12 protein-coding genes are annotated in these 18,446 nt (G+C 46.5%); 4 read left to right on the top strand and 8 right to left on the bottom strand.

All coding sequences use genetic code 11. The annotated features are described in order from the left end of the window. Positions 1–386: 386 nt before the first annotated feature. Positions 387–4,034 (bottom strand): pullulanase-type alpha-1,6-glucosidase, encoded by a 3,648-nt coding sequence (gene pulA, locus OCW38_RS20830; protein ID WP_261896529.1) that lies wholly within the window; start codon positions 4,032–4,034, stop codon positions 387–389. Between the two features lie 403 nt (positions 4,035–4,437). Then, the gene (locus OCW38_RS20825; protein WP_016767379.1) at positions 4,438–6,210 is read right to left on the bottom strand and encodes an alpha-amylase family protein; all 1,773 of its coding nucleotides are present in this window, start codon (positions 6,208–6,210) and stop codon (positions 4,438–4,440) included. Positions 6,211–6,390: 180 nt separating this feature from the next. Here OCW38_RS20825 and OCW38_RS20820 point away from each other — a divergent pair, with 180 nt between their 5' ends. Further along, positions 6,391–6,780: a DUF1294 domain-containing protein gene (locus tag OCW38_RS20820; RefSeq protein ID WP_010431668.1), complete on the top strand. Its 390-nt coding sequence runs from the start codon at positions 6,391–6,393 to the stop codon at positions 6,778–6,780. Positions 6,781–6,836: 56 nt separating this feature from the next. Here OCW38_RS20820 and OCW38_RS20815 read toward each other — a convergent pair whose 3' ends face one another. Next, a complete protein-coding gene (locus OCW38_RS20815; protein WP_010431665.1) occupies positions 6,837–7,421 on the bottom strand; it encodes a LysE family translocator in 585 nt (194 codons plus the stop codon). Between the two features lie 141 nt (positions 7,422–7,562). On the opposite strand from OCW38_RS20815, the gene OCW38_RS20810 reads away from it, so the two are divergent. Next, positions 7,563–8,003: an Lrp/AsnC family transcriptional regulator gene (locus OCW38_RS20810; RefSeq protein WP_010431662.1), complete on the top strand. Its 441-nt coding sequence runs from the start codon at positions 7,563–7,565 to the stop codon at positions 8,001–8,003. Positions 8,004–8,029: 26 nt separating this feature from the next. Continuing rightward, positions 8,030–8,959 carry a LysR family transcriptional regulator gene (locus OCW38_RS20805; protein ID WP_065612763.1) on the top strand — a complete coding sequence of 310 codons (930 nt, stop codon included), beginning with the start codon at positions 8,030–8,032 and terminating at the stop codon, positions 8,957–8,959. A 178-nt stretch (positions 8,960–9,137) separates the two neighbouring features. Here OCW38_RS20805 and OCW38_RS20800 read toward each other — a convergent pair whose 3' ends face one another. The 5 genes from OCW38_RS20800 to dsrO all read right to left on the bottom strand — a co-directional run bounded on the left by OCW38_RS20800 (position 9,138) and on the right by dsrO (position 16,352). Then, complete coding sequence (locus OCW38_RS20800) at positions 9,138–10,199, bottom strand: c-type cytochrome (protein WP_102370904.1); 1,062 nt, start codon at positions 10,197–10,199, stop codon at positions 9,138–9,140. Between the two features lie 9 nt (positions 10,200–10,208). Then, on the bottom strand, positions 10,209–10,850 hold the full coding sequence (locus OCW38_RS20795) for a c-type cytochrome (protein WP_010431654.1): 642 nt from the start codon (positions 10,848–10,850) through the stop codon (positions 10,209–10,211). Positions 10,851–11,263: 413 nt separating this feature from the next. Beyond that, positions 11,264–14,356: a tetrathionate reductase subunit A gene (locus tag OCW38_RS20790; RefSeq protein ID WP_102370902.1), complete on the bottom strand. Its 3,093-nt coding sequence runs from the start codon at positions 14,354–14,356 to the stop codon at positions 11,264–11,266. Positions 14,357–14,370: 14 nt separating this feature from the next. Beyond that, entirely contained in the window at positions 14,371–15,519 is a 1,149-nt protein-coding gene (nrfD, locus tag OCW38_RS20785; RefSeq protein WP_016795950.1) for an NrfD/PsrC family molybdoenzyme membrane anchor subunit, read from the bottom strand. Then, positions 15,516–16,352 (bottom strand): sulfate reduction electron transfer complex DsrMKJOP subunit DsrO, encoded by an 837-nt coding sequence (gene dsrO, locus OCW38_RS20780; RefSeq protein ID WP_016767385.1) that lies wholly within the window; start codon positions 16,350–16,352, stop codon positions 15,516–15,518. Before dsrO ends, nrfD begins: the two co-directional genes overlap by 4 nt. Positions 16,353–16,573: 221 nt before the next feature. Between dsrO and OCW38_RS20775 the strand changes: the two genes are divergently transcribed. Beyond that, positions 16,574–18,445, top strand: coding sequence for a sensor histidine kinase (locus OCW38_RS20775; protein WP_016787346.1), 1,872 nt, complete (start codon positions 16,574–16,576; stop codon positions 18,443–18,445). Position 18,446: the final 1 nt, after the last annotated feature.

Raw genomic sequence — 18,446 nt, 5'->3', positions numbered from 1 at the left:
GCTAAAGCTATTTACGCTAAATTATCGATGCTCTATCGAATAACACTATCTATTGACTCTCGTTATATTATTTTTGAACCTCATAAGTTAATAACCAGGTCTTTACTTATCTTAGTACCGATAAGTCATTAGGATCTCCAATCATGCTTGTGGTTTTAGGCATAGTCGCTATTGGGCCTGCCAAGACCCAAGACCCAAGACCCAAGACCCAAGACAGTTTGTGCATCGTTTCATCAAAGAGCATCGATCGATGTAAGGATAGTAAGAATCGTGTGGTTCATTTGGATTGGAGTTTATTTAGCACAAAAAAAGGGAGACTGACGTCTCCCAAAAGGCTAGCTTTCGCTGGTTTTATTATTTGTTATTAGAATTCTATGCTTTAAGACTTAGTTCTTGGTTACTGAAACGACCGCTTTTTCAACGCTGTCATCCAACTCATGAATCGCATTTAGAGTGAATGTGTAGTCGCCAGCTTCTACTACGCTTAATTGGCAGTTACCATCAGTACCAAGGTCGATTGAACCATCAGCAAGTTCAACTGAATCACAACCGAAGTTAGGTGTTTTCCAGTCAGCATCGGCAAACTTGAAGCCATAGTCCCCCGCTTCCAAAGTACCTGTTACAGAGTAAATCCCATTAGCAACAAAGCTCATCGCCCAATTATCAGCTGCACCCCATCCATTCATGTCACCACGAACGTAAACCGTTGTTTGACCGTATGGAGGAATGCTAGACACATCTTTATCAGAGTTATCAACTGGCAGGCCGACACCTTGTGCGTCACCTTGTACTTGTACAAATACAGCGGTGGTTAATGCAGGTACCGTGAAGGTTTCAGCGGCAAAGCTTGCGCCTTTCACTGTGTTATCAGCGGAGTTTTGTTGAACGCCGTGAAGTGTAAAGCCTTTCGCACCTGTGATTTTGAACGATTGAGATTCATTGGTTGAGTTTACAACTGCCACAATCGCATCATTGGCTGGGTCAAGATCTTCGCCCGTAGACACGCCATCATCGATAGACATCACGACCAGGCCTTCGACTTGATCTTCGCCAACGTTACGGAAGTCGACTCGCTTCATGACTTCGTCTGCTGTGTCTAAGCGGAACAGTTCACTTGAGCTACGGATTTTGAGTAGTTCTAGGAATTGCTGCTTAGTCAGCGCAATGTCGTCTGCGTCCGGTTCAGCCGTGCTGTCACCAATGATGGTTTTGATCAAATCCCAGTTAGCACCATCTTTATCTTCACGTGGTAAACCAACATTCCAGTTATTGTCAGTACCATCAAACATGACGCGGTTGTACCAGTCACCTGAATCGTAAGAATCACGCTGCATAGACTTAGAGCGAAGTAGTTCAGAACCCATATGGATGAATGGTATGCCTTGGCCTAACATCACGGTAGAAAGCGATACAGACTGCATTCGAGCACGCTCTGCTGAGCTAGTACCTGCCGCGATCTTGTAAGCGTTGTTATCCCAAAGCGTTTGGTTATCGTGTTTTGAAACGTAAGAAATGTTTTCTGAAGGCATTTTGGTGTAGCCAGCAGGCGCGCCGTTGTAGTCAACGTTTTTACCCAGTTTGGTGTCGCCTTTGTAATCAATCAACACGTATTCTGCGAGGTTACCTGCCATACCTAAGCGAACAAGGTCTTGGTTATGCAAGCGACCATTGATCGAATCTTGATCAACTTTGGTTTCTTCGTTGGCAATCGCTGCGTTACCAAAGCCTTGGTTAAAGCGAAGCGGGTGGTTGCCTTCTGAATCGACGCCACCATCAAATGGGCTGCCGCCTCGTACTGCATCACGTAAACGATCCGAGAAGGTACCGATTTCTGTGCCTGCCATGTTGATTTGGTTTGCTTGGTCGAAGCGTGCATTGTTTGCTACTTCGCCAAAGTCCCAGCCTTCTCCATAGAACAAGGTATTCGGATCGATCTTACGCACTTCTTCCAATGCTTCTACCATCACGTCTTTTGGCTGGTGGCCCATTAAGTCAAAACGGAAACCATCCACTTTATAGTCGTCAGCCCACACCTTAAGTGAATCGACCATTAACTTACCCATCATTAGGTTTTCGGTCGCAGTGTTGTCACAACAAGTCGAGTTTTCGACGCCACCAGTGTTTACGTTAAGACGGTGATAGTACCCAGGGACAATCTTATCCAGTACTGATTTATCGTTCACACCAGACGCGTTGGTATGGTTGTATACCACGTCCATGATCAGCTTGAGATCCATGTCGTGCGTGGCTTTCACCATTTGACGGAACTCTAGGATACGCTTAGAACCATTTGGATCTGTCGCATAACTCCCCTCTGGAACCGTATAATGGAATGGGTCGTAGCCCCAGTTGAAACTGTCGAGCATGCGCAGGTCGTTCATTAGCGCTTGGGCATCGCCTGTAGAAGGGTCATAACCATCGAGTACATCCTCGATGACCTTATTTTCGTCTTCGTTTCCACACAAGGCGGCAGCAGGTTTTACATCACATAGCTTACCAACGGTGTCCGTAATATCGACACGGCTCGCTTCATCTTCATCGACGGTAGCGATATCGAATGCGGGTAAGATATGTAGTGTCGTTAAGCCCGCATCTTTCAATTCTTGAAGGTGTTTAACCGATTCACGATCTGCTTCTGTGAGCGCTAGGTATTTGCCGTTCCATTCTTTTTTACCTAGAGTGTCGCTGAAGCTAAAGTCTCGAAGGTGTGATTCGTAAAGCACGTGGTCTTCGTCTTTCTTTACAGTAGGACGTTTATATCCAACCCAGCCTTCAGGCATTAATGCCGCATCATTAAGGTCGATAACTTGAGAGTATGCAGAGTTTTTTGACAAACTGAGTGAGTAAGGGTCGGTTACTAGGCGAGTTTCAATGTTACCTGTGGTTGGATGGTAGACCTTCACTTGGTAACGGTAGTAACTGTTGACTGCATTAGACACAGCATCAGTCGCCCAAATACCTGTCTCAGTGCTCTCCGTCATTGGGAACACTTGTGAATTTTGCAGATCTTCGCTGTATAGGACGAGTTCTACATCTTGCGCTGTTGGTGCCCAAAGTTTGAAGGTAGCCGCACTGCCTTCAACAATCGCGCCTAGTTCTTCACCCATTGCATTACCAGCATCTTCGCTAGCAAATACCGCATCAAGCACACCTGGCTTTTGAACCTCAGTTGAAGAGATAACATCGCCATTGGCATTATAGGCAACAAAAATTATCTGAGATTTTAAGATGGTGCGTAATGTGTTGTCGTCAACGTCGATAGCAAGGGCAGGTAAGCTTGCAAGGTGGCGGAAACGCTCTTTCAATTCAGAAGACAATTCCCCATCTTTGCTTAGTTCAATTGCAGTGCCGCCCACGATCTCTTTGTCGTCGTTCATCGTGATGCTGTTATCGAGTGCGTAGAACAGTTTCACAGAATCGGCGTTACCAGCGGCTTCCCAGGCGATGGTCTCTGCGTCCAACCAATGCGCTTTTTGGCCATCGATATTGACGGGGCGATCTGAAATCGGGTCATAATACAATTCACTGCTGCCATGGAAACCGAATACGCCTTGGGATTCACCAAGTTTATCTAGCTCGACTTTAGAATTGGCGCTACCAAATGCTTTCTCATCGCCATTATGTAGGATGAAGTTCATACACTTGTGCGGGTCAGATGCGTCCGGATTCACTCTCAACACGTAGTAAGCACCATAGGTATCGCTGATACCCTCGTATTCGTAAGGGCTGTTCCAATCGGTTCCAGTTTCACTGAGACCCATGGCAACGAGGTCAGTGCTGGTACAGCCTTCGCCGTTCCACAGATGAAGGCCCCAGCCGTCGTAGGTTGAGCCAGAAGTACTCGCGGCTGCAACATCACGTTTGTAATAAATAACAACCTCGTTTTCGCCCGCTTTGTACAAGCCACTGTTGCCAGCCTCTGTACCGTTGTCGCTATCATTATCACTGCCACAACCTGCGATCAAAGTTGCCGTGAAGAGAGGTAAAATCGCTTTAGCCAAAGTAGAGCGTTTGAAGCTCCTCTTTTTGGTCATGTTAAAGGTACTTTGTAGAGTCGCGTTTTTATTAATATTTATATTGTTCACGTTTAATATCCATATTTCACTTTTTATGAAGATGAATATCCTAGTCCGAATGATGGCCAACTATTTGTGATGGCTATATGTAAAGTTATTTTTAATATGTAAAAATACGAAACCTAGTGTCAGTATCACGCTTTGTATTTAGTTTAAGTAAAATTAATTGGATCAATAGCTCATATATTCGATATTAATAACCTAAGGCGTAGATGCTAGGAGTAGATAATAAGGATGAGAGCTCATCCTTATTAATGTGAGGAAGGTATCGAATTGAGAGTCTGTTAATTTAACTCGGAAATTAAGTTAATTATCAACGAGAAAGGTAATAGTTGCTTGGAAACTAATATTGATAGATAGGTTATTCATCTAACGATAATACCCAAACCAAAGATGCGAGCGGCTTTAATTCGATATTAAAAGTACCAATGCCCTTTTCAATGGTGAATTTTTGCCGTTGAACGCCTTCAATATGTTCATCTAGCAAGTAATTACCATCAGTTATTTTGAGCTTTAGGACAACATCGTTTGGAATCTTCAAGTGAATACTCTCAGTGGCGTCCTGGCTGAAGTTTGCGGCAACAATGGTGAGCTCTTGGTTGTCATAGCGCAGGAATGCGTAAACGGAATCATTCAAGTTGTTACTCTGGTGTAAGTCTTGATAATCACCAGTTATTGAAGAGTGCTCAAGGGAAAAGTTCATGACCTTCTGATAGAAGTGACGTAGTTGCTTTTCGTTGTCGTTTAATAATCCGCCATCGAATGCACCGTGATTCATCCATTTTTGATGTTGTGGGACTCTGATGTAATCGAATATAGAGGTACGTGAGGGTTGTCCAAAGCCTGCATCTTCCGCTCCCGGTTCGCCAACTTCTTGTCCAAAATAGATCATGGTCGGTGAACTGCTTAATAATGCGCTGACGAGCATTGCAGGCTTTGCGATATGTGGATTGCCAACAAACTCTGGGGAAGCGATGCGTTGCTCATCATGGTTATCCAAGAAATGCAGCATGTGATGTTCAATATCCATCATCTGATGTTGGATATCGGGGATGATTGCCGTTGAAGCCTTGCCTTGCATGATGTCTTTTAGACCGTCATAAAGGTCAACTTTATCGTACAGGTAGTCCATTTTTCCTAGGTGAATATAGTCGCGGTACAAGTCCGGCTGATAAACCTCTGCCATTAAAAAGGCATCTTGGTTTTCCATCTTTATCGATGAGTTGAGGTAACTCCAGAACTCGACGGGCACCATCTCTGCCATATCGTAGCGAAACCCATCAACGCCTTTTTCTAACCAGAACAAGGCGATGTCTCGGAATTTAACCCAAGAGCTAGGTACATCAACAGATTCCCAGAAGCGGAAATGATCCATGTAATTTCTCTGAGCATAGTCACTTGGCAGTTCAGGGAAATCTTTTGAGCCGTCAGGGCGCACGCCGTAATTGATTTTCACCGTTTCATACCAATCATCGAAATTGGGCTTGTCTAAGCGAGAGCCGTTACCTGTCCATTTGGCGGGCGTTTCGATAAACGGAGAGCGTAGGTTAGGGTGCTGTTCACCACCAAGCGGGGTAAAGGCAGGAGCTATATCTGGCAGTTCAAAGGAGCTGTTGGGAATGTAATAAAAGTTGTTATTTCGGTGATATTCGAGTGTTGTGTCATCTTGAGCGCCAAAGTCACTGACTCCCTCTGGGTTATTTAAGCCTTGATAATGACGCGCAACGTGATTCGGTACGATATCGAGGATCACTTTTAAACCGTTGTTGTGGCTCCTTTTGATTAGTGACTCAAATTCTTCTACACGGCGTTCAGGGTTCTCAGCGAGGTCTGGGTTCACTGAGTAATAGTCTTTGACTGCATAAGGTGAGCCTGCGCGTCCCTTTACTACGCTCGGGTGATTGTCTGAAATCCCGATGTGTTTGTAATCATTGATGACGGCGTGATGTGGCACTCCGGTATACCAAATATGCGTAATGCCGAGTTTGCGGATTTCCGATAGCGCTTTGTCGGTAAAGTCATTGAACTTGCCGACGCCATTTTGCTCGATTGTGCCCCATGGAACATGCTGGGTGTTTTTATTGCCGAATAAACGCGTAAAAACTTGGTAGATGGCGTACTTTTGGTTGTACATATTTAAAATTCCTTTAACTTCCATCATGTTATGTAGGGATGGAAGGGCTTTTCTCTTAATTGGGAGGCTGACCTAATTGCTGTTTTATTTATACCAATCGTGGTAAATAACGGCTCATCCTTATCAAAATCTATAGGGCGTAATTGCTACAGTATATGAGCTGTTACCCAAAAGGAGTTGATGTTGTCTTCATCTATTCAAATCGCTATCACCTATATGGTGTTGGTGGTGGTGTCTGTGTTGTTTGTAGAAAGTTCGAAAGCGCTGTTGGCGTGGTATTTAGTTATCGGTGTGGTGACGTTTTTTGTATACGCAAAGGACAAGAGAGCAGCGATCAATGGTAATTGGCGTGTGCCTGAGAAAACCCTGCACATTTTGTCTGTTGCTGGTGGTTGGCTAGGGGCGTTAATCGCTCAAGATAAGCTGCGTCATAAAACGCAAAAACAACCGTTCAGAGCGATTTATTGGCTGACTGTGTCAATGAATGTAGCAGCGTTTGTGTGGACGTTAACACCGAGCGGGCAGGCGTTATTTGGTCGTTGGTTAAGTGAGATTATTGGGTATCTTTAACGGCAATGATGGCTAGTACTCGTGTACTAACCATCACAATATAGGACGTTATTTGATTAGAGCATCGGAATCGTCGAGGCTAACAGTAAGCCCGCCATGCCGTAATTAAAGCTTTTGATGCGTACCGGCGTTGTTAGCCAGTGCTGTAGCTGTTTGCCTGCTGCCGTCCAGAAGGTCACCGATGGTAAGTTGGCTAGCGTAAAGATCGCCGCGATGATCGCAAGCTCCCACCATGAACTGCCACTGCTGTACACTGAAATCGCAGTCAGTGCCATTGACCAACCTTTCGGGTTTACCCACTGAAAACTTGCCGCGCCAATGAAGGTCATGGGCTTATAAGCCTCGGTGCTTTTTGCTTTGCCGCTCAATGCAATCTTAATTGCTAGGTACACAAGGTAAGTCAGGCTTAGGTATTTCAGTATCTGGTGAGAGACAGGGTAAGCGTTGAAAATGCCCATTAAGCCGAAGCCAACCAACAACAACATGGCTGCAAATCCCAGAGCTATCCCAAGCATGTGCGGAATAGTACGGGCAAAGCCAACATTGGCACCTGATGTCATGAGCATGATGTTATTTGGACCCGGCGTGAACGTCGAGACAAACGCAAACAAGGCAAGTGCGCTAAGTTGTTCTAAAGGCATAATGGTTCTCCAGCAATAAAATGAACGAAGTGACTGACCGGTCATGACTTTCACGTGTTGAGAAACATAGTAGGTGGAAAGTGAGGCAATTATGTGCTTTTATTTCCTCTATTATCACTAAATGCACAATAATAAGTACCTATGGATAGATTTGACGAAAGGATATTGCAAGAGCTTAAATTGGACGGCAGAATCTCCAACATCGAGCTTTCAGAACGAATTGGCCTGTCAGCTTCAGCGACCCTAAGGCGAGTACAAGATCTCGAACGTAAAGGTATCATTCAAGGTTACCGCGCGGTTCTGGATAATGGCCTGATGGGTGTCGGCTTTATTGCTTATGTTTCGATTGGTTTATCGAGCCACAGCAAATCGGCTCAGCTAGAATTTGAACAGCATGTCAGCATGGAAAAAGAAGTGGTGGAATGCCACAACATTACCGGCGCTAACGAATATTTGCTGAGAGTAGAAACCAAAGATTTGCCGGGCTATAAGAAGTTTCATGCCGATGTGCTTGGGGAATGCGCTCAGGTTCAATCCATTACGACCATGGTTGTGATGGATACCCCCAAAGATGAACGCTAGTCGAGTTTTATTTCAGGAGAGGCGCAGTGCCCAGTACTAATCAGTTGTTATTGTTCTTAGATGTGGTTCAACAAGGGTCGTTTACCAAAGCGGCAACCTTGCATGATATGGACAACTCATCACTCTCAAAACAAATAAAAAAGCTTGAGCAAGACCTAGGTGTTCAGCTGCTCAACCGTTCCACGCGCTCGTTCTCGCTGACGTCAGCAGGGGAAGATATTCTCGCACAAACTTATGTGTTGAAAGACACCATCAATCAGATCCAAGGTATTGCAGATTCGTACCAGTCTGAACCCAAAGGCGTGCTGCGAATTACGTCACCGATCTATTTTGGTCAGCAATACCTGCAACCTATCATCACTCAGTTCATGAGAAAGTACCCGGATGTTCAGATCGTACTGTCACTGGACGACAAAATTGCCAACATTATCGCAGGACAGTTTGATATCGCATTTCGCTTCAGTAAGCTCGTTGAATCCAACTTGATTGCCAAGAAGATTGCCGACAGTAATTTTATGTTGGTCGCGTCTAACGACTTTGTGAAAGAGCACGGTGAACCGAAGACGCCACAAGATCTACTCGCGTTACCCGCTGTGATTTATACCAATGGCGATATGACGGTTGATCATCTGCGTATCAGTGAAGAGCCGGGAGGAAATACTTTCCAGAGCCTAACGATTCGTGGCAACTATAAGGTGAGCGATGTTCGCACCATGGTGTCTTGTGTAAAAGATGGCTTAGGCTATGGCTTCCTTGACCAATCAAACCTGTATGCCTCAATGAAAGAACTTGGCTTGGTTACGTTGCTTCCGGATTACCCGATTTCTACAATCGATACCGCTATCTACGCTGTCTATCCGCACCGTAAGCAGACCAAACTGGTCAAAGAGTTCATTACTACGGTTCAAGACTATATTGGCTCTCCGACCATTTGGGAGAAGATGCAGCAAGGTTAGTTGTTTATCTAATAGTACAAACTAAAAAAGGAGCCAGGTCGTCACACGATCTGGCTCCTTTTTATTCTTCCAACTACAACTGATTTACAATGTAAAGCTTAGCCATAGCAGGCGTGAGCGGTTCTTGTTATCGAAAAACTGTCTCTTGCTCTCGAAAAGAGTGTCACTTGATTCGAGATTAGTGCTCGTGAATCGCTTCCTTGCCACTTGGGTACGCTTTTGAACCCAGAACATGACCGTCGACTTCTTTACCGTAGTAACCTTGGTGGTTGTGGTAACGCTTAGCATTGCCTGCAACATCACCCTTGTATCGTGGGTCTTGTGGGCGTTCATGGCTGTTTACAAACGCTGCCACATCCCATGCATCCTGAATTGAGAGCTGTTGGCTTTTTCCAAGCGGCATGTTTTCGTAGATGAAGTACGCGGCGGTGTTCACTCGGTGCATACCTGCGCCCCAGTTGAACGAATTCTCGCCCCAAAGAGGTGGTAGGTATGATCGGCCATCCGCCCCTTTAATGCCTTCGCCATTTTGACCATGACAGGTTTGGCAGCTGGTTTGGTAAACCTTTTCACCACGCGCTATCGACGGTTCTTGTTCAGGGTTATCAATCTTAGGGTAGCCACGACCTGCCAACTTGCTGCGGTCATCGATTGGGTATTTGCTTAGCAGTTCTTCAGGAAGAGGGAAGCTATCTGCTTTTCCTCCGACTTGTAAATCGGCATCGCTGATCTCAGGAACCGGCGTGTCTTGCATGCCGTTCTTGTCTAAGATGCCGCCCATCGCTAGCCAGTATGAATAAGCCGTGAGCGCGACCATCTCTTTTGAGTCTACTGCTGGTGGCAGGCCATTCATTGAATAAGTGAAACAGCCTTGGATACGTTCTGCGTAGCTGTTTACCTTGTCGTTTTTCTTACGGTAAGCAGGGTAGGCCATATACGCTCCCCATAGAGGTGCTGCATTCGCCTTCATGCCCGCTTGCATGTGGCAGTTGACACAGTTTTGTTCATTGCCGACGAACGTACCGCGCATCTGTTGTGAATCGACAAACAGTGAATAACCCAGTTTAACTTTGTCGCCAAACTCCCCTGCAGGAATATCGACCAAGTCTCGTGGCACCAGATACTTGTTATCTTGTGGTTTCTCAACAGCTGGCAGTTCGGTTTGGCGATCGGGTAACTCACCTTCGGCGTAAGCGATTCCAGAAGCAAGGGTTGCGGTAATTAAGAGTAATGTTTTCATGCGAGCCCTTTAGTATCGGAAAGATGCGAAGTAGTAAGACAGGTTTTTGATCTCATCGTCGGTCAACTTGTCCGCGATATTGCCCATCATGTTCAAATCATCACCCTTGCGAGTGCCGTTTTTCCAAGCGTTGAGCTGAGTTTGAATGTAGTCGGCGTGTTGACTGGCTAAGCGTGGGAATTTGTCTACGCCCATACCACTTGGCCCATGACAGGTTGCACAAGCTGGAATGTTGCGGTCCCAATCGCCTTGGAATACCAGTTTACGATAAGGGTTATCAATATCAGCTTGTGAGCCGCGCTGTTCTAAATCGCTGAATTCATAAGAAGGAAGCGAAGCGAAGTACTCGGCAACTTCACGACGAATCGCAGGATCAGATACACCATCCGCCATCCCTTTCATGATCGCGCTTTGACGCTCGCCACTTGAGAATAAGACCAGTTGATGTTCGAGGTAGTCGGCATTGAGCCCTGCAAGCATAGGGGCGATGTTAGGCATGCCTTTCCCGTCGGCTTGGTGGCAACCGCTACAGGTTTCTGCGGCTTCTGGCATTGGATTAGGCGCTGCTTGTGCAAAACCGGATAAAGAAAGGCTTCCCAGAGCAGCGATGCAAAGCGTTAGAGTTTGAGTTTTTATGTTCAGCTTAATCATGAGGCGTCGCTATTGGTTGTAATGCACGCATTTTCGACATAATTGGATGTTCGCGCTATTGTGGATTTCCACATTAATTCACTTGGAACTTGAGGTAAGTCTCACATTAATAACCTTAATCACCATAATGGTATTGGTGTGAATTTCGATAGGCGAATCCAACTGCCGTTAACGAAGTGCAAGGGAACTGCCATGTTCGCCTCGGTGTAACTGCTTGTTAAGGCTCTTTTATGGTACCGATTGTATAAGCATAGACGCTTGAAGGGGCTAGGTAAGAAACATGTAGGGAAGTGATGTGAAGGGTTGATGGTTTGGCGTTGAATAGGTTAGAAAAGAAGAGCAACCTCAAATGACGAAGTTGCTCTGCTGCGTTGCTATTCAGGAATGAATAGGGATAGGTATTGGATCACTGATTAGACTTTGTAGATCTTAGCCGGAAGTGCTTGTCTTGCTGCTGCGCCTACAACCCAATCCAGCATCACACCTTTGCCTTCTCTCGTCGGATCAATTAAACCAATATCATTGATGTTAACGCCATCGTTTGACTTCATTTTTACTGGTTGTTGTGTGTCTCCAATCCAGTGTGCACGTTCACCGAGCTCTTTATGGCCAAAGCCATGTTCAAAGCCTAATGTGCCCGGTTTGATGCCATCAATCACCATCGCCAACGCATGTGTGGTTGAGCTCGGTGTTTCAATAGCAAATACGTCACCGGTTTTGATGCCTACAGAAGAGGCGTCTTGTGGGTGAATGTAAACCGGGTTCACGCCTTTGATCGACTCTAAGCGTGGTGATAGGTTAGATACCGCACTGTGAATATTGGATTTAAAGTTGGTCAGAGTAAATGGCCACTCTTTTGCTGGGAACTGCTCTGCTAATGGCGTGCCATCTGCCAGCTTTTGTGGATACCATGTCGGGCAACCCATGTACTGCTCGCCACTGATGGTGTTGCGAGAGGTACCAAGCTTTTCATTCCAAATAGCCAATGGTTTGGTCCATTTGTACTTCATGGTTTCATTGGTGTAGGCATTGGTTGCGTCTTCAAAACGACCGCCACGCGCAAAGATATACGCCACTTTTAGCATCTCTTCAGGCTTAAGCGTTTTGTTCATCACAGGTACAAGGCGCTCAAGGCCAGACCAAACAATGTCTTCTGCATCCACATTCGGCACGCCGCCTTTGGCAAATGCTAAGTTAGCCGCAGAGCGCAGGTAGAAGTCTTCCGCACTGTGGATACCGTGCCAGTTGCCTTGGCTGTCTTTGATTGCATTTTCACCGAAGCCACCGAGATCAAGCGTTTTTGCCAGATCAATAAAGAAGTTCTCTAAGTTGATGGCGCGTCCGTCTTGAGTGCGTGAGGTTTTAGGCTCAACTATCGGCCAACGAGCGGTGATCGCTTTGGTCGCAACGCCATGCCATGGAGTTGCCATGCCCCAACTTTCGTAGGTCACTGTGTCTGGCACGAGGTAATCCGATAACGCTGTGGTCTCATTGATGAAGGCATCGATAGACACGATCAAGCCAAGCTGTTTAGGATCTTTAAGCTTTTCGCCTAGTAAGTTATCTAAGCCTGGAACGCCATAAAGTGGATTCGCCATGTGGTTAATCCACGCTTTTGCGCGGTAGGGGTAGCCATCAATGGCAGCTGATAAATGCTCGGTTAAAAGCGGCGCTGAGATTGGGTACCACGGCGCGCGTGTTGGGTAAGGTGATTCACCTGCGGCAACACGACGTTTGTATTCGCTGGTCTTGTGGTACGGGAATTTGCTGCGAGATAAGAACACACCTTGAGGCTTAGTCTTACCTTTGAACTTAGTAAAATCGTAACGTGGGCCTGCAACAGAAGTTGGGTAGCCACCCGCTTTCGCCATCGCCCCGCCTTTAGCATTGATGTTACCGATCAGCGCGTTCAGCATCAGAATAGAGAACGAGTTGTAGAAGCCATTGGTGTGCATGTTGCCACCGTGGGTATCGACGACTGCTTTTGTTCCGTAGCTGGTAAAGCGTTTCGCCAGCGCAATAATTTGGTTTTGCGGGATTTCACACTGCTCACTGTAATAAGCAAGGTCGTATTTGAAGGCTTCTTCCTTCAATCTTTGTAGAGAAGACTTAACACGAACGGTTTGACCATCGATTTCGACGTCTTGATCGACGAACAGAGTCGCTTCATTCACCTGAATATGCGATGACATCAGTGACGTTGTCACATCTAGTGCGATAAATCCATCATCATCAGACATTGGTTCGCCTGTTTCTAGCAAACCCACATCCGATGCGCGAAGCATACGTCCATTTTGTGGGTGTGTTTCGTCACTGATCACAAGGTGTGAAGCATTACACCAATGCGTGGTGCCTGCTTTTTGCATCGCTTTTGCGCTTGGGCGAGACAAGAAATCGTGATTGTAGCGCTGGTTTTCGATGATCCATTGGATCATGCCCAGGACTAATGCTGAATCAGTGCCAGGTTTGATCGGTAGCCAGTTGTTACGATCGCCCGCCGCAAGGCTTGATGATCCTGCTGGAAGGCTTGGAGTCACAATGGTGTAGCTCAGTTTTCCATTAGTACGAGCTTCAGCCAGTTGTCTTGCTTGACGCTTGAACGGGTTACCCGCTTGAGCTGGAGACATACCGATGAAAAGAATGAACTCTGCGTTGTTGAAGTCGGGTTTTAAGTGCGAGAACTTGTCTAAATCATTCATGATCGCGCCAGAACCTGCGCGGAATGCGTAACCACAGTAAGAGCCGTGGTGACCAAAGTTGCGTGTTCCGTAGCTGTTAAACGCAAAGCGCTTCAAGATGTCATCACGACCTTCATTACCGGCATTAGTCACTAGTAACTGGTTGGCTTTAGGACCGTATTCAGGGTTGTTCGGATCAAGTGGTGTTTCGATGTCGCGAATCGATCGCAAGCCCTCAACTTCACCTTCACCGAATAAGTCACCACCCTCGGTGATCTCAGAGATGAGTTGTTCGTAGCTGATCGGTTCCCACTTGCCTTCACCACGTTTACCGACACGTTTGAGCGGTTGAGTGATTCGGTAAGGGCTATTTTGAATCTCTAACATGCCATTACCACGGGCGCAGGCTGTCGAGCGGTTATTGATGCCTGACTCACCAGACAAGCCAATGTAGGCGTCTTTTACCGGTGTTTTGAATGGGATCTGTTGGTCGCTTGATAGCGGATGGTACGGATTGCCTGAGATACGCAAGATCTCGTCATTGCGATTATCGATACGTACACGCAAGCCACACAATGTCCAGCAGCCAAAACACATTGATGGTGCAACGCGTTGGTTTGGATTCGGTGTGATTTTACCTTGTTCATCGACACGGTATTCTGTCTCTAACGAATTACCGTGATGGATGTGATTGGTTTTCTTACCTGCGGTGCCATCAATAGCACCGTGAACCATGTGTTTTGTGGTTGTCGCATAACCTGCAGCAAAAGCTCCAACACCACCGGCAGCAAGGCCTGTTTTCAAAAATTGACGACGTTTGTTATCCATGATGATTCCTCAGACTACAAGCTATGTGAGCGGTTAAGTGGTGACGGTGTGTTTTGGTTTGACTTAGATTTTGTCTTTTGTGAAGAGCCAGTTGTTCTTGTCGATCCAGTAGACACGATTTCAGAAGCGAACAGCGCAAGCGCTAACCAAAGGCCACACATACCAATAATGCCAAGTAACCCAGCGCTACCCATAGGCAGTTCATAAGGGAATGGGCCTACATCAAAACGTGGAATGGTTTGAACTTCCATCATGGTGACCCAACGCACCGCCCATGCTGAAACGATGGTCGCTAGCGCTATGCAGACAATTCCTAGCTTGCTTTGAGATAGACGTTGCAGTGGCAAAACTAAGATCATGCATAGCAAAATGCTGGTAGTCATGATGCCTAAATTGATGCCCCAAGCGTCGTTCTCATACAGGTTGAAGTGACCATGGTTAGATGCCCAAATCGAGGTAAGAATGATGGCAAGGCCACCTGTTAAGGTAATGGTTCTTTGTACTAGAGCGAGGTCTGTCGGTTTTAAGCTTGGCTTGTTTGAAGGCAGCAGAGCCCAAATCAACAGCGTTAAACCCGTTGCAGCAAAGAATGCGGTCGTGAACCAAAGCAGCGGTGAAGCCGGTTGATGCCAAAGCGGGCGGCTCGCCAAAATTGCAATCTCGGCGCCTGTGTAAAGCGCGATGCTTAAGCCAGAAATAGCGGTCGCAGCAGCGAGTGCAATCATCAGTTTTGCTGAAACCTGCCATTGCCCTAGTGTTAGCCAAGACAAACGCTTTAGAAGCGGGTTTTCACTCTCTTTAAGCTGTGCGATGTCATCACGCAGGTAAACCCAAGCTGTCGCGACAGCCAGACCAGAGAACAGAGGAAGAAACAGAGAGCCTAATGACATCCATGACCAAGGTGTGATGTGAGCGTAGAAGTGCCACGCACGGCCAGGTTGGTGTAAGTCACCGGTTAGTGCCAGTGGGCCAACAATTGCGCCGATGGCCATCACAAGCACAAGGGCAGAACGAAATTGATGACTGGTCGAGTTTTTGAAGATCAGTGCAATCAAAAACAGAATAGCTGCCGCGTAAGCTGAACCAATGTAGAAGAAATATTGAACCGCCCACGGTAGCCAAGCGATCTCTTGAGCGGGAACTAACACCTCAGTGATATTCATGCTGTCTCTCCTTGTTTTCCTAGTGCTGCGATTGCCGAGTCTTGTTTGCTAAAGGATGAGTTATCGATGGCGGCTGGATCATAAATCGCAGGTTGGCCTTCAATGTGGCTAACGAAACGCTCGTTCATGCCGATATAGAAAACATGGGGGTTGGTATTCTGCTCTGGCTTGAGCACCTTGATGTCGTCTCGATTTTCATTAAGCAGGCGGTTGATCTCGCTGTTTGGGTCTTTGAGGTCACCAATGACACGCGCCCCACCAACACAGGTTTCGACACAAGCGGGCAGCAAGCCGTCTTCAAGGCGGTGCGCACAGAAGGTACATTTGTCTGCGGTAAGGGTGTCGTTATTGATGAATCGAGCGTCGTAAGGACAAGCTTGAACACAGTAAGCACAAGCTACACAACGTTCGTTGTCGACCATTACAATGCCGTCTTCACGTTGGAAGGTCGCTTGAACAGGACAAACCTTGATGCAGGGAGCGTTGTCACAGTGATTACAAAGGCGAGGCAACATGAAAGATTTCACGTTTTGTTGAGCTGTCGAACCATCATCAAGGGAGACTTCATACTGTTTTACAGTGGTTCTGAACTGGCCAATCGGCGCTTGGTTTTCAACGCTACAGCCAACAGTACATGCCTGACAACCAACACATTTACGTAAATCAATCGCCATCGCGTAGCGTTTACCTATTTCGCCTTTGCGGTCAGGTTGGTTGTTATTGCGAATGGCTGTGCTCGCGACTGCGGTGTTGATTCCGGCAATGGGAATGAGCGCAGCACCGGCGGAAACTTTACCGAATTGGCTGAGAAACCGTCTTTTCAATGAGTCCATAGTGGTACCTATAAATGGGTATTCTTTCTGTTGAGCTCATTGTCAGTTTTTGACCGTACACGGGGTATTGTGGATTTCCACATACCCAGATCAAAATTGATCTAGAACAAATGTGGTTTTACTAATCTAGCTGTTATGCTTTGTATCAAGGCTCTATTTAACGTGTCATCAATGCGTTATTTGAGTGTGGATATGCCGTCAGTGTGGAGAAAGAGATTTTAGTGACAGTCCGAAACCTAATATCAATCGTTAGCCTTTGTTGGTTGAGCTTAACCGCAGGAATGTGTTTAGCCGCTCAAACGGAGCAAGAGATTACAACGACAGGCACTGTTGAGTCGGAACAGGTTATTGAGGTCGGTGTATTGGCTATTCGAGGCAAGCTTTCCGCTCAACAGCGTTGGCAGCCGACAATGGATTGGTTGTCGGAGCGCATTCCCGGAAAACACTTTGTTCTCAAGCCTTTCAACTTGGAAGAGATGGCCGACGCGGTAAAAGGTGTTGAGGTCGACTTTGTTATCACCAACCCCGGTCAGGCGGTTCGCTTAGGACGCCAGTATGCGCTCTCTTGGATGGCCACCATGACCAGTCATAACTTTGAACAGTCGGGAGCCAGCAATACGCAAAGTATTGGTTCGGCCTTGGTGGTGAGAAGAATGTCACCTTATATCTCGCTAGAACAATTGAGCGGTAAGCCGATTGCGGCGGTATCTGAAAATGCATTCGGTGGCTATTTAACAATGCGTTACCAAGTGATGCAACAAGGGCTTAATCCCAACCATTTTTTCTCTAACACCCAATTTTTAGGTTTTCCGATTGACGCCAGTTTGTATCAACTGCGTGAAGGGCACATTGAAGCGGCTGTCGTACCAAGCTGTTTAGTTGAGAACATGATCAGTGAAGGTTTGCTGGTGGCGGGACAATATCGAATTATCGAGAATCAAGCTCCAGAAGGATTCCGATGCCAAGTGTCTACGCCGTTGTACCCCAACTGGTCGTTTGCCAAAACAGAGCGGGCTTCTTCGACTCTGGCCAAACAGATGAGTCAGGTACTATTTGCGATGCCCAAAAGCAGTGCGCCCGCGATTGCAGCGAATGCATCGGGTTGGACATCACCGACAAGTCTGCTTTCGATAGACAAGCTTTATCAACAACTCGATATGCACCCACTACAACAACCTTGGTGGAAAGAGGCGTTAATCTGGCTTAAGTACAATCAGCAATGGGCATGGGCGTTCTTCATTCTTGTGGTGTTACTGAATGCTTACCACTTCTGGTTGGAGTACAAATTCAGTCGAAGTAAAAAGCAGTTGGAAGCCATGTTGCACAAGCTAAAAAGTAAGAGTGAGCAACTCGAGCACTCTCAACGCATTGCAGTCGTGGGCGAGTTGGGGAGCAGCCTCGCACATGAGATCAACCAACCTTTGGCGGCCATTCGTAACTACAGCGAAGGCGGTTTGTTACGGATTTCGAAGAACAAACCATTGACCGATATTGAACCTGTGTTCGAGAAGATTCAGTCGCAAGTGGATAGGGCTGATGCGATCATTCAACGTCTAAGAAACATGATAAAGAAACGCTCGTCTGAGAAGTCCCAGACTGACATCGAACAGTTACTCACCGACACCATCGAATTGCTGCAATTTCGATTACAGAAACACAAGATAACCGTTGAACGTCATGCCGTAGGTAAGCCTATTGAGCTGTATGTTGATTCGGTGGGGCTACAACAAGTGATTGTAAACCTGATCAACAATGCGACCGACGCATGTAATGCACAGATGCATCGTGAACAAAGCGCTACGTCTGATATTGATAACAAAAACAGCGAGCCACCAACAATTAAAGTGATTACCGAGTATCAACCGGATAAAATGATGCTGTCGGTTATCGATAACGGCACGGGTTTAGATTTCACCGAACAACAAGTCACTCAAGCCTTTGTGAGTAGCAAAGAAAACGGCTTGGGTTTAGGGCTTGCGATTTGCCAAGACGTGATTGAAGACCACAGCGGCCAAATGGCCATCAAATCATTGACTCCTCATGGCTGTCACGTCTCAGTGACGTTACCTTTTTCTCTTTCAAATGATTCATAAG

Source organism: Vibrio cyclitrophicus (assembly GCF_024347435.1).
Lineage (GTDB): Bacteria > Pseudomonadota > Gammaproteobacteria > Enterobacterales > Vibrionaceae > Vibrio > Vibrio cyclitrophicus.
This window is presented reverse-complemented; position numbering and strand designations above follow the sequence as displayed.

What these genes read in the sequence shown, in the direction of transcription:
- pulA (WP_261896529.1), bottom strand. Translation starts at nt 4,034, where the DNA reads ATGACCAAAAAGAGGAGCTTCAAACGCTCTACTTTGGCTAAAGCGATT.
- OCW38_RS20825 (WP_016767379.1), bottom strand. Translation starts at nt 6,210, where the DNA reads ATGTACAACCAAAAGTACGCCATCTACCAAGTTTTTACGCGTTTATTC.
- OCW38_RS20820 (WP_010431668.1), top strand. Translation starts at nt 6,391, where the DNA reads ATGTTGTCTTCATCTATTCAAATCGCTATCACCTATATGGTGTTGGTG.
- OCW38_RS20815 (WP_010431665.1), bottom strand. Translation starts at nt 7,421, where the DNA reads ATGCCTTTAGAACAACTTAGCGCACTTGCCTTGTTTGCGTTTGTCTCG.
- OCW38_RS20810 (WP_010431662.1), top strand. Translation starts at nt 7,563, where the DNA reads ATGGATAGATTTGACGAAAGGATATTGCAAGAGCTTAAATTGGACGGC.
- OCW38_RS20800 (WP_102370904.1), bottom strand. Translation starts at nt 10,199, where the DNA reads ATGAAAACATTACTCTTAATTACCGCAACCCTTGCTTCTGGAATCGCT.
- OCW38_RS20795 (WP_010431654.1), bottom strand. Translation starts at nt 10,850, where the DNA reads ATGATTAAGCTGAACATAAAAACTCAAACTCTAACGCTTTGCATCGCT.
- OCW38_RS20790 (WP_102370902.1), bottom strand. Translation starts at nt 14,356, where the DNA reads ATGGATAACAAACGTCGTCAATTTTTGAAAACAGGCCTTGCTGCCGGT.
- nrfD (WP_016795950.1), bottom strand. Translation starts at nt 15,519, where the DNA reads ATGAATATCACTGAGGTGTTAGTTCCCGCTCAAGAGATCGCTTGGCTA.
- dsrO (WP_016767385.1), bottom strand. Translation starts at nt 16,352, where the DNA reads ATGGACTCATTGAAAAGACGGTTTCTCAGCCAATTCGGTAAAGTTTCC.